Source organism: Sphingomonas sp. Ant20 (genome assembly GCF_000783375.1).
Classification (GTDB): Bacteria; Pseudomonadota; Alphaproteobacteria; order Sphingomonadales; family Sphingomonadaceae; genus Sphingomonas; species Sphingomonas aerolata.
Map to the genome: position 1 here is coordinate 1 of NZ_JRVI01000055.1, position 15,037 is coordinate 15,037.

Here is a 15,037-nt window from a genome sequence, read left to right on the forward strand (position 1 = left end):
GCGGGCGGCGGGCGGGGCTGGGGCGCAGCGCTCGGCGGGACCATCACCCAGTGCCTGCCGCTCGCGGGGCCGCTGGGTATCATGGCCTTCCAAGCGGGGCTTGGGTCCGGGCACGGGGAAGCCGGGCTCGGTGCGTCGGACTGGTTCAACATGCCCGCCAAGGTCGGGTGGATCCTGTCGATCTTCAGGGACCGGTGGCAGGCGTTCGACCTTCTGTCGCTGATCCCGCCCGTCCTTGTCCTCTATGCCGCAGCGCGCAGCCGTGATTGGCGGTTTTCGCGGATCCTCGGCTGGCCTGCGCTGGCGTGTCTGGCGGCGTTCGCTTTACTGCCAAGGTTGTTGATGGGGGGCGCCTATGTCGACATGCGGATCGCGCCCGCCATGGTGATGCTCGCGCTGATCGCGATCGCGCCGCCGGTGACCGGGAAGACGACACGAACGACCGCGTGGCTGGCGGTGCTGTTCGTCGTTGTCCGACTGGGCGGCACGACATTGAGTTTTGTCGAGCGCTCTGCCGAGCAGCAAAGCGAGCTTTCCGCCATTGCTGCAATCCCGCGCGGCGCGGCGGTTCTTTCGCTGGTCGCACGGCCCTGTTTTGGCGCATGGACCGATCTGCGGCGCGATCACCTGCCCGGGCTGGCGATCGTCCGGCGCGACGTCTTCACCAACGTTCAGTGGGTGATCGAGGGCCAGCAACTGCTGAGCATCCGGCATCAGGCCGCCGCCCCCTATCTCGCCGATCCGAGTCAGAGCGTTTTTCCTGCCCAATGTTCCGATATCGGGTCCAACTTCAGCGCAGCGATCGCCGGCTTCCCGCGCGCGGCGTTCACGCATGTCTGGACGATCGGGTATCCACCGGGGGCTGCGCAGGCCGCGGACTTGCGCGTCGTGTGGACCAACGGGACGTCGACTTTGTACCGCGTGGCGGGGCGCCGCGTCGTCCGCTAGATCTGCGCGGTCACCAGCGCGTCGATCGCGCCCTGGAGGATGTACGCCGCCGCCATCTTGTCCACCAGCTCGGCGCGCTTGGCGCGGCTGGCGTCCTGTTCGATCAGCGTGCGCGTGACCGCGACGGTCGACCAGCGTTCGTCCTGGAGCAGGATCGGCAGCCCCATGTCCTTCAGGTTCTGCGCGAACGCCCGCGTCGATTGCGAGCGCGGACTTTCGCTGCCGTCGAGGTTGATCGGCAGGCCGATGACGAGCCCGACGACCTTCTGCGCCGTGATCATCTCGGCAAGCGCGGCCTTGTCCTTCTGGAACTTGGTGCGGCGGATCAGCAAGGCGGGGCTCGCGAACGACCAACCGGCATCGCACAGCGCGGTGCCGATCGTCTTGGTGCCGACGTCGAGGCCGATCAGCCGTCCGCCATTCGGGAGCGCATCGCGAAACTGCGCGGGGGAGACCGTGATCATCGCGTGAACGCCGCAAGACGGCGGTTGGCGTCCGCGCGCACATTCGCCCAGAACAGCGGATAGTCGTACACGTGGTAGTTGTTCCCGGGGAGCACGTAAGGCCCGAGATCGGGGCCCTCGCCGATCAGCAGGATACCCCGGTTGCCGCAGCGCGCGGGCACGTTGCCGACCGACAGCGTCGCGCTCGACAGGTCGGCGGACGGGACCAGCGTGCCGAGATTGGCGGTCGCGGGCGCGCTCGCATCGGCGGTGCCGGTCAGCGGGTTGGTGCAGATCATCGGCGTGCCCTTGCGCGGCTGCCCGTCGAACCCCGTGGTCCGGTCATAGGTCTCGACGACCAGCGACGGATCGGCGGGCTCGGAAAAGCTTTCCCATGACAGGATGCAGCCGGTCTGGTCGGCGCTGCGGCATTCGGCCAGGCCCATCCGCGGCAGGTCGGTGACGCGCGAGACCGGCCAGCCGACGACATAGGCGGCGACGATCCGCGCCTTCAGTTTCGGGTCGGTCGCGATCCGGTCACGCAGCAGTCGGGTGAGGTGGAGCGCGCCCTGGCTGTGTCCGGCGAGGATGATCGGGCGGGTCGGGCCGGCTTCCTTGAGGAACCGGTCGAACGCGGCGGTGACGTCGCCGTATGCGAGCGCGAGCGCGCGTTCGCTGTCGGCCTCGCTGGTCAGGAACGCGCCGAAGGTCGCCTGGCGATAGCGCGGCGCCCAGATGTCGCCCGCGCCGTTGAACGCGCTCGCCTGGCCGCGCAGGAACAGTTCGGCTCGGGCATTGGTCTCGGGATCGTCGATCGGCGCGTTCCAGTGGTCGCGGCTGATGTACGAGGTCGGGTGGATGAAGAAGATCGCCGCGCCCGTTCCCCGGGGTCCCCGGGCGCATAGCTTCGGGTGTCCAGAGCGCGGGATTGCCGGGGCGATCGGGGCGCGCGAGCCACAGGATCTTGCGCGCATAGATGTTCGCGGGCGCCTTGCGCTGCGCCTGGAACGTCTCGCTCGGGACCATCGCGATCCGCATCAGCTCGGTCCCGAACAGGCGATAGGCGAGCAGCGCGGCGATCGCGAGGACGATCATCGCGGTAACGAAATAGAGAAACTTGCGGGCCAAGCGGGACCTTCCGTGCAGGCGGTGCCGTCCCCGTGCCGCATGCGCGGCGCGGTTGCAACGGGTGCGTTTCCGCGGGGGAACACGAAGGGTGTTGCGCGCTCGCGCCGCGCGGTGCTAGCCGAGCGCCATGTCCGTAGATACTGCAACCGTGAAGCGGATCGCGAGCCTTGCGCGCATCGCGATCACCGACGAGGACGCCGCGCGTATCGCGCCCGAACTCGGAAACATCCTTGGCTGGATCGAGATGCTGGGCGAGGTCGATACGACCGGCGTCGAGCCGATGACCGCCGTCATCCCCAACACGCTGCGGCTGCGCGACGACGTCGTCAACGCTGATCCGCTGACCGGCGGCAATATCCGCGAGCAGGTCCTGGCCAACGCCCCCGTGGCAGAGCACGGCTTCTTCGCCGTGCCCAAGGTGATCGAATAATGACCGACCTTACCGATCTCGGCATCGCCGGCATCCGCGACGGCGTGCGCGACGGCAGCTTTTCGGCGCGCAACGTCGCCGACGCGTTCATCGTCAAGGTGAGCCAGGCCAAGGCGCTCAACGCGTTCCTGGTCGAGACGCCCGACCATGCGATCGCCGCCGCCACCGCCGCCGATACCGCGCGCGCCGCCGGCGAGACGCTCAAGCCGCTGGCCGGCGTCCCGATCGGCATGAAGGACCTGTTCTGCACCAAGGGCGTCACGACGACCGCGGCGAGCCATATCCTCGAAGGCTTCACGCCGACCTATGAGTCGACCGTCTCGCAGAATCTGTGGGATGCGGGCGCGGGGATGCTCGGCAAGCTGAACATGGACCAGTTCGCGATGGGGTCGTCGAACGAGACCTCCGCGTTCGGTAACGTGATCTCACCCTGGAAGCGCAACGACGGCGGCAACGCCGCGCTCGCACCCGGCGGGTCGTCGGGCGGCTCCTCGTCGGCGGTCGCCGCACGGCTTTGCCCCGGCGCGACCGGCACCGACACTGGCGGTTCGATCCGCCAGCCCGCCGCCTTTACCGGCATCAGCGGCATCAAGCCGACCTATGGCCGCTGCTCGCGCTGGGGGACGATCGCGTTCGCCTCGTCGCTTGACCAGGCTGGGCCGATGGCGCGCGACGTGCGCGACTGCGCGATCCTGCTCGAGGCGATGGCCGGGTTCGATGCGAAGGACGGCACCTCGCTCCAGCTCGACGTGCCGAAATGGGAAGCGGGTCTGTCGGCCAGCCTTGCCGGCCTGCGCGTCGGTATCCCCAAGGAATACCGCGTCGACGGCATGCCCGAGGAGATCGAGGCGCTCTGGCAGAAGGGCATCGACTGGCTGAAGGACGCCGGCGCGACGATCGTCGAGGTTTCGCTCCCGCACACCAAATATGCGTTGCCCGCCTATTACATCATCGCGCCAGCCGAGGCGTCGTCGAACCTCGCGCGCTATGACGGCGTGCGCTACGGCATCCGCGACCTGCCCGCGGGCTCGGGGCTGCAGGACATGTACGCCGCGACCCGCGCCGACGGCTTCGGTCCCGAGGTGAAGCGCCGCATCATGATCGGCACCTATGTGCTGTCGGCCGGCTACTACGACGCGTACTATACGCAGGCGCAGAAGATCCGGACGCTGATCGCGCGCGATTTCGAAAAGGCGTGGGAGACGTGCGACGTCCTGCTCACCCCGACCGCCCCATCGGCGGCGTTCGCGCTTGGTGAAAAGTCGTCCGATCCGATCGCAATGTATCTGAACGACGTCTTCACCGTGCCGTCGTCGCTCGCGGGTCTGCCCGCGATGTCGGTGCCGGGTGGTCTCGACAAGCAGGGGCTGCCGCTTGGGCTTCAGATCATCGGCAAGCCGCTCGACGAGCAGGGCGTGCTGAACGCCGGGCTCGCGATCGAGCAGCGGGCGGGGTTCACTGCCCGGCCCGAGGCGTGGTGGTAACCGATCGCGCCTTCGTCACGCGCAACGTCGCCGTGCTGCGCGAAGCGCAGAACGCGCTCAACGTCGCGTTCGGGGCGATCCTCAGCGCCTATGTCGGCGTGTCGCTGACCGAGATCGACAACCGGCCGTTCGATCACGCCGTGCTCGCGCGCTTCTTTCTCGGGCTCGCGGTGTTCATCCTGTGCCTTTGCGTTGGCAACAGCGTGATTTTGCGCGGCGATTACCGGCTGGGCGCGGTGTTCCTGGTGCTGGCCGGCGGTGCCGCCGCGGCCGCGCATCACGAGGCGCTGGTGCTCGGTTTCGAGGGCGCGATCCTGCGTATTCTTTCGGCATGCTGGGTGGTCGGCCTGCTCGGCAGCAACGCGGCACTGACCGCGATCAACTATATTCATCATCGGAACCGGATATGAGCGACTATCGCATTCAGGGCGACACGGGCGAGTGGGAGGTCGTGATCGGCCTCGAAGTCCACGCGCAGGTGACGTCGAACGCCAAGCTGTTCTCGGGCGCGGCGACCGCGTTCGGGGCCGAGCCCAACACACAGGTCAGCCTCGTCGACGCGGCGATGCCCGGCATGCTGCCGGTGCCGAACCGCGAGTGCATCCGCCAGGCGGTGCGCACCGGCATGGCGATCGAGGCGCAGATCAACAAATGGTCGCGGTTCGACCGGAAGAATTACTTCTACGCCGATCTGCCGCAGGGCTATCAGATCAGCCAGCTCTATCATCCGATCGTCGGCGAAGGCGCGATCGACATCAGCCTCGACGAGAAGAACCCTGACGCCGCGGGTAAGCGGATCGGCGTCGAGCGCATCCATGTCGAGCAGGATGCGGGCAAGCTGATGCACGACCAGCATCCGACCCAGTCCTATGTCGATCTCAATCGCTCGGGCGTCGCGCTGATGGAGATCGTGTCGAAGCCCGATCTCGCATCGCCGGCCGAGACGGGCGCGTATCTGCGCAAGTTACGGTCGATCCTGCGCTATGTCGGATCGTGCGACGGCAACATGGAAGAGGGCTCGATGCGCGCCGACGTCAATGTCAGCGTGCGCAAGCCCGGCGACGAGCTCGGCACGCGGACCGAGACGAAGAACGTTAATTCGGTGCGCTTCGTGATGGCGGTGGTCGAGCAGGAGGCCAGGCGCCAGGTGGAGGTGCTCGAGGCCGGTGGCAAGATCGTGCAGGAGACGCGGCTCTACGATCCCGATCGCAACGAGACGCGGTCGATGCGGTCGAAGGAAGACGCGCATGATTACCGCTACTTCCCCGATCCCGACCTGTTGCCGCTGGTGCTCGACGATGCGTTCCTCGAGGAATGCCGGGCGTCGCTGCCCGAACTGCCTGATGCGAAGCGCGCGCGGTATGAGGCGCTCGGGATCACCGCCTATCAGGCGACGGTGCTGACCGCCGAGGTCGAGGCGGCGCGCTGGTTCGACGCGCTGCTCGATGCGGGCGTGAAGCCGGCGGCGGCGGCGAACTGGACGACGTCGGAGCTGTTCGGTGCGCTCAACCGGACGGGCAGGGACATCGCCAACTCGCCGGTGTCGCCGGCGCAGGCAGCCGAACTGCTCGGGCTGATCGCCGATGGTACGCTGTCGGGCAGCCTTGCCAAGCAGGTGTTCGAGGTGATGCTCGAGACCGGCGACGGCGCGGCCAAGGTCGTCGAGGATCGCGGGCTGAAGCAGACCAGCGACACCGGCGCGATCGAGAAGGTCATCGCCGAGGTGATGGCCGCGAACGCGGACAAGGTCGCGGATTACCGCGGCGGCAAGGACAAGCTGTTCGGGTTCTTCGTCGGCCAGACGATGAAGGCGATGGGCGGCAAGGCGAACCCGGCGGTGGTGAACGAAGTGCTGAAGAGCGCGCTCGGGGACTCGGTGGCGCCGTAAGCCCTGTTCTCCCGGTCTCTGTTCTCCCGCGAAGGCGGGAGTCCAGGGTAACCGCGCGCGACGCTGCTGGACTCTTGGGCCCCCGCCTCCGCGGGGGAACGAGGAACTAGTGAGTAACTTCCCCCTCGGCACCACCCCGGCGAAGGCCGGGGTCCAGTTGGCAAACGTCGCTGATCAGGCGCTGCGTTCCGTTACCTCGACCTCCCAACTGAACCCCGGCCTTCGCCGGGGTGGAGGCTCTCAGCTCCGCGTTACGTCTCCACCTTCTGCGGATGATGCGGCACCAGGATCAGCACATTCTCCTCGACCCGCCACGATGCGAGTCGCGACAGGAAGTTCATCCCCAGCACGTTGGTGTCGCCGAACGCGGGCGACACCACCACCTGAAGGTCGCGGGCGACGATTGCGCCGAGCTTCAGTTCGCCGATCCGGCCCGACTGCGCGGGAATCGCACCATTGGCGGTCTGGAGCACGATCGGCACCACGCTCGTTCGCGCATCGATCCCGGCCGCGTCGGCCGTCTTCGTCGAAATCGCGGTGATCGTCGCACCGCTGTCGATCAGCAACCGGCGCTCGACCCCGTCGATCCGCGCCCGCGCCCAGAAATGCCCGTCGGGGGACATTCGGATCCGCACCTCGCCACCGACAACCGTCTGGTCCTCGATCCGCAGCAACTTGGCGATCTTGCGAGATAGGGATCGAACTGGCTGCGCTGGCCGATCGCGACGAACAGCAGACCGACCAGCGCCAGCGTCATGACGAGATTGACGACCGTCCGCAGGATCGGGATCCGCTGCGCGAGGACGAAGACCAGCACCGCGACACCGAGCGCCACGTACAGCGTCTGATGCTGGGCCAGGTCGGGGAGCAGCCCGAAAAGCGGGGTGCTGGCGGGCGTAGAAATGGGCGGTTCCTGCAAGAAGGGGGTGGACAGCCTGTGCTATCCACCCCCGCATTTATGGTTGCTGACCGGTGCGGCTTATTGCGCGTCCGAATCCTGGTTCTTGATCACGCCGCCGGTTCCGCCGACGCCGTCGGGCATGCCCGTCTTGGTGAACGTCTCGGGCTCGTCGCCGCCTTCGCCGCGTTCAACCGCGTCGGAGCGCGACTGCACCGCCTGCTCGATGTCGCTGCGCGTGTCCGCGTCACGGTCCTCGGGGCGGGTTTCGGGATTGGTGCCCGCATGGGGATCGGCCATGATCAGAACTCTGGCTGGATGGGGGGCGGGATCGGTCGAGGGCGCGCCCGGATCGGGAACGTCGATGTCCGGCGCGGGCGGATTGAACTCGGGCGGCGGCGTCGTCGGCTCGGCAGGCGACGAGGGCGTCGGGAATTCTGCAGGGGGTTGGGTAGCCATGATGCTCTCTCCTTCTTCCGCATCAACGCGCACGATCGTATCGAGTTGCTCACCGACTTACCTTGCGTGCTTGCCCCGGGATACAACGTTGGTATAGACGCGCCCGCTACGGCGATGTCCTGTGCGGGCGTGGCGGAACTGGTAGACGCAGCAGGTTTAGGTCCTGCCATCGCAAGATGTGGGGGTTCGAGTCCCTTCGCCCGCACCACTCCGCCGCACTGGCGGGGCGACCGCCAGATGAATTTTTCCCGAATGCTCTTTTAGACAAAGGCCGGACATGCAGACTGTCGAGACGTTGAACGAGGGCCTCAAGCGCGCCTACACCCTCACCATCACTGCGAAGGATATCGATTCGAAGGTCGATGTCGAGCTGAAGCGCCTCGCGCCGCAGATGAAGATGCCGGGCTTCCGTCCGGGCAAGGTGCCGGCAAACCTCATCCGCAAGATGCACGGCCCCGCGCTGACGCAGGACGCGCTGAACGCCGCGATCCAGGAAGGCGTGCAGAGCCTTGTCGCCGAAAAGCAGCTGCGTCCCGCGATGCAGCCCTCGGTCGAGCTGGAAGACGGCTATGACCTCGGCAAGGACGCGGTCGTCAAGGTCGAGATGGAGGTCCTGCCGCAGGTCCCCGCACCCGCGATCGACGGCCTGAAGCTCGAGCGCCTGACCGTGCCCGTCGCCGACGAGGCGGTCACCGAGCAGCTCCAGAAGTTCGCCGACCAGCAGAAGAAGTGGGACGACGCCGCTGACGATTATGCCGCGGCGATGGGCGATCTCGTCACCGTCGATTTCGTCGGCAAGACCGCCGATGGCGTCGCGTTCGACGGCGGCACCGGCACCGACATGGGCGTCGAGCTCGGTGCAGGACGTCTGATCCCCGGCTTCGAGGATCAGCTCGTCGGAGTGAAGACCGGCGAGGAGAAGGTCCTGAACGTGACCTTCCCCGAGGAGTATCAGGAGAAGTCGCTCGCGGGTCAGCCGGCCACGTTCGACATCACCGTCAAGTCGGTCAAGACCGCGGGCGAGAGCAAGATCGACGAGGATCTTGCCAAGTCGCTGGGTCTCGAGAGCCTCGAGCAGCTTTCGGGCCTGCTCAAGGGTCAGATCGAGCAGGAGCATAACGGGCTCACGCGCACGCACATGAAGCGCAAGCTGCTCGACCAGCTCGCCGAGGGTCATGACTTCGAGGTTCCGCCGTCGATGGTGGAAGCCGAGTTCAACCAGATCTGGTCGCAGCTCCAGCACGAAGCCACGCACGAAGCCGATCCCGAGGCCGCGATGGCCGAGATGGAAGGCGAGCGCGACGATTACCGCAAGATCGCCGAGCGTCGCGTGCGCCTCGGCCTGCTCCTGTCCGAGATCGGCCAGGCGAACGGCGTCGAGGTGTCCAACCAGGAAATGCAGCGTCTGCTCGCCCAGGCGGCCCAGCAGTATCCCGCCGAGCAGCGCCAGCAGTTCATGCAGTATGTCCAGTCCGAGCCGATGGCCGCTGCCCAGCTGCGCGCCCCGCTGTACGAGGACAAGGTCGTCGACTTCCTGTTCGAGAAGGCCGAGATCACCGACCGCGAAGCCACCCGCGAGGAGCTGGAAGCTGCGATCGAGAGCGAGGACGGTTTCGCCAGCGGCACGCACGTGCATGACCATGACAACCACAAGCCGAAGAAGAAGCTGCCGCCAAGAAGAAGGCAGCACCTGCCGACGACGCAGCGGTGACCGACGAGGCGCCCGCTTCGGACGCCGCGGACGAGGCCAAGCCTGCCAAGAAGGCTCCCGCCAAGAAGAAGGCGGCTCCGGTCGAGGCTGAGACGGCGGTAACGGAATCGTCGCCGGTCGCGGCTGAAAATGCCGAGGGCACCGAAGCTGCCGACGCGCCGGCCAAGAAGCCGCGCGCCAAGAAGGCTGCGACCAAGACCGAGGCGTAAGCCGATCGGAGTGCCTCTTCGCTGAGGCACTCCCCCCGTTTTCGGGCCACTTCCCCGGCGGAGGCCGGGGTCCAGTTGGAAAGGTTGCTGTGACGGCGCGCAAAGCTTCGTTATGGACCTTCCCCAACTGGGCCCCTGCCGCCGCCGGGGATTTGCGTTGATTGGAAGACGCGTTGATCGTTACGCCGTCTTCGACTGTACAGGGCAGGGCATGACCGAACCGAGAATTGCCGTCCTGCTGCCCTGCTACAACGAAGAGGCCGCGATCGCGCAGACGGTAGCGGGGTTCCGCGCCGCGCTGCCCGGCGCGACGATCTACGTCTACGACAACAACAGCGCCGACCGGACGGTCGCGGTCGCCCGTGCAGCCGGTGCCGTCGTCCGGACCGAACGGATCCAGGGCAAGGGCGCGGTCGTCCGGCGGATGTTCGCGGACATCGATGCCGATATCTATGTGATGGCGGACGGTGACGCGACCTATGACGCGGCGTCCGCGCCGGCTTTGGTCGCGCGCGTGCTCGACGAGCAGCTCGACATGATCGTCGGATCGCGGATCAGCCAGGTCCAGGAAAGCTATCGCCGCGGGCACCGGTTCGGCAACGCGCTGCTCACCGGCATGCTCGCGCGGCTGTTCGGGCGCAGCTTCACCGATATCCTGTCGGGCTACCGCGTCTTCTCGCGGCGGTTCGTGAAGAGCTTCCCGTCGCTGTCGGCGGGGTTCGAGATCGAAACCGAGATCAGCGTCCACGCGCTCGAACTCAAGATGCCGATCGGCGAGGTCGAGACGCCCTATTTCGCGCGGCCCGAGGGGTCCGAATCGAAGCTGAGCACCTATGCCGACGGCTGGCGGATCCTGCGGACGATCATGACGCTGTACCGGATCGAGCGGCCCTTGTGGTTCTTCGGCGCGATCGGCGGGGCGTTCGCGCTGCTCGCGCTGTTGCTCGGCATCCCGCTGGTGCTGACCTATCTCGAAATCCATCAGGTGCCGCGCTTCCCGACCGCGATCCTGATCACCGGGCTCGGGATCTTTGCCGCGCTGAACGTCTTTACGGGGCTGATCCTCGACACGGTCGTCCGCGGACGCCGCGAGGTTCGGCGGCTGGCCTACCTGGCCTACCCCGCGCCTGGCGTCTGACTCCCTCTCCCCGAGGGACGGGGGGTAGGTGGTTCTCCTGACGGGTAGCAGGGCTTGAACTCCCCCGTGCGAGCGCCGATGTTGGCGGTTCACTGGGGCATAAGAGAGATTTCCATGCACAATCCGTTCGAGACCGGCGATTTCGCGAGCCCGTTGGCCAGCGCCGGGCTCGGCCTGCAGCAGACGCAAGCAGGCCTTGTTCCCATCGTTATTGAGCAGTCGAACCGCGGTGAGCGCTCGTTCGACATCTTCTCGCGCCTGCTCCGCGAGCGCATCATCTTCGTGACGGGCGGCGTCGAGGACGGCATGGCCTCGCTGATCACCGCTCAGCTCCTCTTCCTCGAGTCCGAGAACCCGAAGAAGGACATCTTCATGTACATCAACTCGCCGGGCGGTGTCGTCACGGCGGGCATGGCGATCCATGACACGATGCGGTATATCCGTCCGCGCGTCGGCACGGTGTGCATCGGCCAGGCCGCCTCGATGGGCAGCTTCCTGCTCGCGAGCGGTGAACCCGGCATGCGCGTCGCGATGACCAACGCGCGTATCATGATCCATCAGCCATCGGGCGGTGCACAGGGCATGGCGAGCGACATCGAGATCCAGGCGCGCGAGATCCTGCGCATCCGCAAGCGGATGAACGAGCTCTATTCGCAGTATACCGGTCAGCCGATCGAGGAGATCGAGCGTCGCATGGACCGCGACACCTTCCTCGAAGCGAACGAGGCGAAGGATTTCGGTCTGGTCGACGAGGTTTTCGACAAGCGTCCCGCCCCCGCGGACGACGCGGCGAAGCCTGCATAAGGCGAATCGTAAGCCTGGCGGGTTTATTTGATTGTAGGATATCCGGGGTGCGTTACGATGACCGCCCCGGAAACGGCACGCGCACCGACATGCGCGAGAGGTGATTGAATGACGAAGCTGAGCGGTGGCGACTCGAAGAGCACCCTCTATTGCTCGTTCTGCGGCAAGTCGCAGCACGAGGTGCGCAAGCTGATCGCCGGGCCGACGGTCTTCATCTGCGACGAGTGCGTCGAACTATGCAACGACATCATCCGTGAGGAAACGAAGTCGGCTTTGGTGTCCAAGAAGGACGGCGGCGTGCCGACTCCGCAGGAGATCTGCGACGTCCTCGACGATTATGTGATCGGCCAGAAGCGCGCCAAGCGCGTCCTGTCGGTGGCGGTGCACAATCACTACAAGCGGCTCAACCACGGCGCCAAGGGTGCCGATGTCGAGCTGTCAAAGTCGAACATCCTGCTCGTCGGGCCGACGGGTTGCGGCAAGACGCTGCTCGCGCAGACGCTCGCCCGCATCCTCGACGTGCCGTTCACGATGGCCGACGCGACGACGCTGACCGAGGCCGGCTATGTCGGCGAGGACGTCGAGAACATCATCCTCAAGCTGCTCCAGGCCTCCGACTACAATGTCGAGCGGGCGCAGCGCGGGATCGTCTATATCGACGAGATCGACAAGATCAGCCGCAAGGCGGAGAACCCCTCGATCACGCGCGATGTGTCGGGCGAGGGCGTTCAGCAGGCGCTGCTCAAGCTTATGGAAGGCACGACGGCGAGCGTTCCTCCGCAGGGCGGTCGCAAGCATCCGCAGCAGGAATTCCTGCAGGTGGACACAACCAACATCCTGTTCATCTGCGGCGGTGCATTTTCGGGTCTCGAAAAGATCATCGGCGATCGCCTTCAGGGCAAGTCGATCGGCTTCGGCGCCTATGTCGCCGGACCGGACGAGCGCAAGACCGGCGAGACGCTGCAGTCGGTCGAGCCAGAGGATCTGCTCAAGTTTGGGCTCATCCCCGAGTTCGTCGGTCGTCTGCCGGTGATCGCAACGCTCGAGGATCTCGACGTCGACGCGCTGGTGAAGATCCTGAAGGAGCCGAAGAACGCGCTGGTCAAGCAGTACCAGAAGCTGTTCGAGATGGAGGACGTCGCGCTCGGCTTTACCGACGACGCGCTCGTCTCGGTCGCCAAGAAGGGCATCGAGCGCAAGACCGGTGCACGCGGGCTTCGCTCGATCCTCGAGAGCATCCTGCTCGACACGATGTTCGACCTGCCCGGCATGGACGGCGTCGACGAGGTGATGATCGACAAGGACGTGATCGAGGGCCGCAAGGAACCGATCCGCGTCTATGCCGAGAAGAAGAAGGCCGGCGACGCGGCCTGATCCGCGGCGATACCGGTGAGGAAGGGGGCGTCGAGCGATCGGCGCCCTTTTTTTGTTCCGGGAAGGCGCTTCATTGTCCGTCATCCTGACAAACGTGAGGATGACGGGGCGTGCGTTCGCGGCCGCGTGGGCGGTGGATCGTCAGCGGGACGGACCCTTATCGGGGCGTCGGGCATTCGTTGTCTTAGTGCAACGAGGGAGACCGCATGACGATCGAGGTGGCTGAACAACCGAAGGTAACGGTGGTGGAGACGATGCCGGACCGGCTGGCATTGCCGGTCTGGACGCTGATCGCACCCGGCCTGGGGCTCGTCGCGGTGCTCTTCGGCCTCGCCAAGATGGGGTCGATCGGGACGGCGGCGGCGATCGTGGTACTGATCGCCAGCGTCCTTGCCGCGGTCCATCATGCCGAGGTCATCGCGCACAAGGTCGGCGAACCGTTCGGCACGCTCGTGCTGGCGATCGCGGTGACGGTGATCGAAGTGTCGCTGATCGTGTCGCTGATGCTGTCGGATGCCGGCGACGCCGCGGCGCTCGCGCGCGACACGGTGTTCGCCGCGATCATGATCATCCTCAACTTTATCATCGGGCTCTGCCTACTCGCGGGCGCGGTGCGGCATCACGAACAGCGTTTCACGTTGAAGGGGATGAGCGCCGCGCTGGGCGTGCTGGCGGCGATGTCGGTTCTCTCGCTGATCCTGCCCAACTACACCTCGTCGATGACCGGGCCGACCTATGCGCCGTCGCAGCTGGTGTTCGTCGCGATCGTCTCGCTGGTGCTCTACGGTACGTTCGTGCTGGTCCAGACGGTCCGTCACCGCGACTATTTCCTGCCCTCCGCCGAGGACCTCGAGACGCACGCACATGCCGCGCCGCCATCGCAGCGCGCGACGGGGATCGCGTTCGGCATGCTGCTCGCCGCACTGGTGTCGGTCGTCCTGCTTGCCAAGACGCTGTCGCCGACGATCGAGGCCGCCGTGCTCGGCGCAGGCCTGCCGCTCGCCGTCGTCGGGGTGGTGATCGCCGCGCTGGTGCTCGCACCCGAGAGCCTCGCCGCGTACAAGGCGGCGCGGCGCAACCGGTTGCAGACCAGCCTCAATCTTGCATTGGGCTCTGCGCTGGCGACGATCGGGCTGACGATCCCGAGCGTCGCGATCGTCTCGCTCGTGCTCGACCTGCCGCTTGCACTGGGGATCGACGCCAAGGGGATGACGCTGCTCGCGCTGTCGCTGTTCGTGGCGACGCTGTCGCTCGGCACCGGACGCACGACCGTGCTGCAGGGCGTCCTCCACCTCGTGATCTTCGCCGCCTATCTGTTCACGACGGTCGTGCCCTAGGGGCGCTTATCCGTTACCCACTCCGTCATCCTGACGTTCTTCAAAATGACGGCTGGGGTGGTATCCGCGAGTGACTTGCATTAGCATAACCTCAGCGGGTTTTGACCCGATAAGCGGGAGAGCGGATGTGAAGACGGCATGGATGGGCGCGGCGATGCTCGCGCTGATGGCAGCAGGCGCGGCGGATGCGCATGAAATCTGGGTCGAGCGCGACGGGGCAGGACCCGCGCGCATCTATCTCGGCGAGCCCGCCGAACCGCTGCCCGCGGGCGGCGATCCCGAATTCGCCAATCTGAAGACGCCGCGAATCGTCGCGCCGGCCGCGACTGCGCTGGTTCGCAAGGCCGGGTTCCTCGAGGCGCAGCTGCCCGCGGGCGACGTGCATGTCTGGGACGACGACGTGTTCGCGCCTTGGGGCGATCCGGGGAAGCGCGAGGGCATCATCTATTATGCGCGCGCCGGTCGTGCCGATCCGCGCACCAAATTACCGTTCGAGATCGCACCCGCGACCGCGAACGGGGCGCGCTTCGTCCTGACGCGCGAGGGGAAGCCGGTCGCGGGCGCGAAGGTCACGCTGATCTCGCCGACGCGCGTCTCGGCCGAACTGGTCACCGACGCCGCGGGTGCGATCACACCGCCGCTCGTCGAGAAGGGCCGCTACCTCCTGTCCGCCGCTGCCAAGGATATGACCGAGCACAGCCTGCCGCGCGGGCCGGTGACGACGCTCCACCGGATCACGACGACCAGCTTCACGCTCCCCTGAGACTGCGGGCCAGCTTCGTCGCC

The 15,037-nt window shown here is 66.4% G+C and carries 13 protein-coding genes, 1 tRNA gene and 3 pseudogenes; 12 read left to right on the forward strand and 5 right to left on the reverse strand.

Translation table 11 applies throughout. The features are described from left to right. Positions 1-948 (forward strand): annotated as a pseudogene (locus NI18_RS25025) (hypothetical protein); the annotation flags it as partial. On the opposite strand, the gene ruvX reads toward NI18_RS25025, so the two are convergent. Next, a complete protein-coding gene (gene ruvX, locus NI18_RS09295; protein ID WP_031438978.1) occupies positions 945-1,412 on the reverse strand; it encodes a Holliday junction resolvase RuvX in 468 nt (155 codons plus the stop codon). The pseudogene NI18_RS25025 and the gene ruvX sit on opposite strands and share 4 nt — an antisense overlap. Next, positions 1,409-2,519, reverse strand: a pseudogene (locus NI18_RS09300) (DUF3089 domain-containing protein). The gene ruvX and the pseudogene NI18_RS09300 overlap by 4 nt, the downstream one beginning before the upstream one ends. A gap of 127 nt (positions 2,520-2,646) precedes the next feature. On the opposite strand from NI18_RS09300, the gene gatC reads away from it, so the two are divergent. The 4 genes from gatC to gatB are packed head-to-tail and all read left to right on the forward strand — an operon-like array spanning position 2,647 to position 6,321. Then, positions 2,647-2,949, forward strand: coding sequence for an Asp-tRNA(Asn)/Glu-tRNA(Gln) amidotransferase subunit GatC (gatC, locus tag NI18_RS09305; protein WP_031438976.1), 303 nt, complete (start codon positions 2,647-2,649; stop codon positions 2,947-2,949). Next, positions 2,949-4,433 carry an Asp-tRNA(Asn)/Glu-tRNA(Gln) amidotransferase subunit GatA gene (gene gatA / locus NI18_RS09310; RefSeq protein WP_031438975.1) on the forward strand — a complete coding sequence of 495 codons (1,485 nt, stop codon included), beginning with the start codon at positions 2,949-2,951 and terminating at the stop codon, positions 4,431-4,433. The genes gatC and gatA overlap by 1 nt, the downstream gene beginning before the upstream one ends. Beyond that, entirely contained in the window at positions 4,427-4,843 is a 417-nt protein-coding gene (locus NI18_RS09315) for a hypothetical protein (RefSeq protein ID WP_235188237.1), read from the forward strand. The genes gatA and NI18_RS09315 overlap by 7 nt, the downstream gene beginning before the upstream one ends. Further along, a complete protein-coding gene (gene gatB, locus NI18_RS09320; protein ID WP_037529668.1) occupies positions 4,840-6,321 on the forward strand; it encodes an Asp-tRNA(Asn)/Glu-tRNA(Gln) amidotransferase subunit GatB in 1,482 nt (493 codons plus the stop codon). The genes NI18_RS09315 and gatB overlap by 4 nt, the downstream gene beginning before the upstream one ends. A gap of 251 nt (positions 6,322-6,572) precedes the next feature. Here the strand turns inward: gatB and NI18_RS09325 are convergent, their stop codons facing one another. The 3 genes from NI18_RS09325 to NI18_RS26795 are packed head-to-tail and all read right to left on the reverse strand — an operon-like array spanning position 6,573 to position 7,678. After that, positions 6,573-6,944 (reverse strand): TIGR02281 family clan AA aspartic protease, encoded by a 372-nt coding sequence (locus NI18_RS09325; RefSeq protein ID WP_306286324.1) that lies wholly within the window; start codon positions 6,942-6,944, stop codon positions 6,573-6,575. Beyond that, positions 6,881-7,240, reverse strand: coding sequence for a hypothetical protein (locus tag NI18_RS26790; RefSeq protein WP_306286325.1), 360 nt, complete (start codon positions 7,238-7,240; stop codon positions 6,881-6,883). The genes NI18_RS09325 and NI18_RS26790 overlap by 64 nt, the downstream gene beginning before the upstream one ends. 60 nt (positions 7,241-7,300) lie before the next feature. Continuing rightward, on the reverse strand, positions 7,301-7,678 hold the full coding sequence (locus tag NI18_RS26795; RefSeq protein ID WP_306286326.1) for a hypothetical protein: 378 nt from the start codon (positions 7,676-7,678) through the stop codon (positions 7,301-7,303). A 123-nt stretch (positions 7,679-7,801) separates the two neighbouring features. On the opposite strand from NI18_RS26795, the gene NI18_RS09335 reads away from it, so the two are divergent. The 7 genes and pseudogenes from NI18_RS09335 (at position 7,802) to NI18_RS09370 (ending at position 15,014) form a co-directional block, all read left to right on the forward strand. Beyond that, positions 7,802-7,886 (forward strand) — tRNA-Leu (locus tag NI18_RS09335). Between the two features lie 69 nt (positions 7,887-7,955). After that, positions 7,956-9,598: pseudogene (gene tig, locus NI18_RS09340) on the forward strand (trigger factor). Between the two features lie 211 nt (positions 9,599-9,809). After that, the gene (locus NI18_RS09350) at positions 9,810-10,736 is read left to right on the forward strand and encodes a glycosyltransferase family 2 protein (RefSeq protein WP_031438969.1); all 927 of its coding nucleotides are present in this window, start codon (positions 9,810-9,812) and stop codon (positions 10,734-10,736) included. Positions 10,737-10,850: 114 nt separating this feature from the next. After that, entirely contained in the window at positions 10,851-11,540 is a 690-nt protein-coding gene (locus NI18_RS09355) for an ATP-dependent Clp protease proteolytic subunit (RefSeq protein WP_031396413.1), read from the forward strand. 108 nt (positions 11,541-11,648) lie between these two features. Further along, a complete protein-coding gene (gene clpX / locus NI18_RS09360; protein ID WP_037529672.1) occupies positions 11,649-12,914 on the forward strand; it encodes an ATP-dependent Clp protease ATP-binding subunit ClpX in 1,266 nt (421 codons plus the stop codon). Between the two features lie 206 nt (positions 12,915-13,120). Further along, positions 13,121-14,251 carry an ionic transporter y4hA gene (locus NI18_RS09365; protein WP_198526978.1) on the forward strand — a complete coding sequence of 377 codons (1,131 nt, stop codon included), beginning with the start codon at positions 13,121-13,123 and terminating at the stop codon, positions 14,249-14,251. 127 nt (positions 14,252-14,378) lie between these two features. Beyond that, complete coding sequence (locus NI18_RS09370) at positions 14,379-15,014, forward strand: DUF4198 domain-containing protein (protein ID WP_306286327.1); 636 nt, start codon at positions 14,379-14,381, stop codon at positions 15,012-15,014. Positions 15,015-15,037 lie beyond the last annotated feature (23 nt).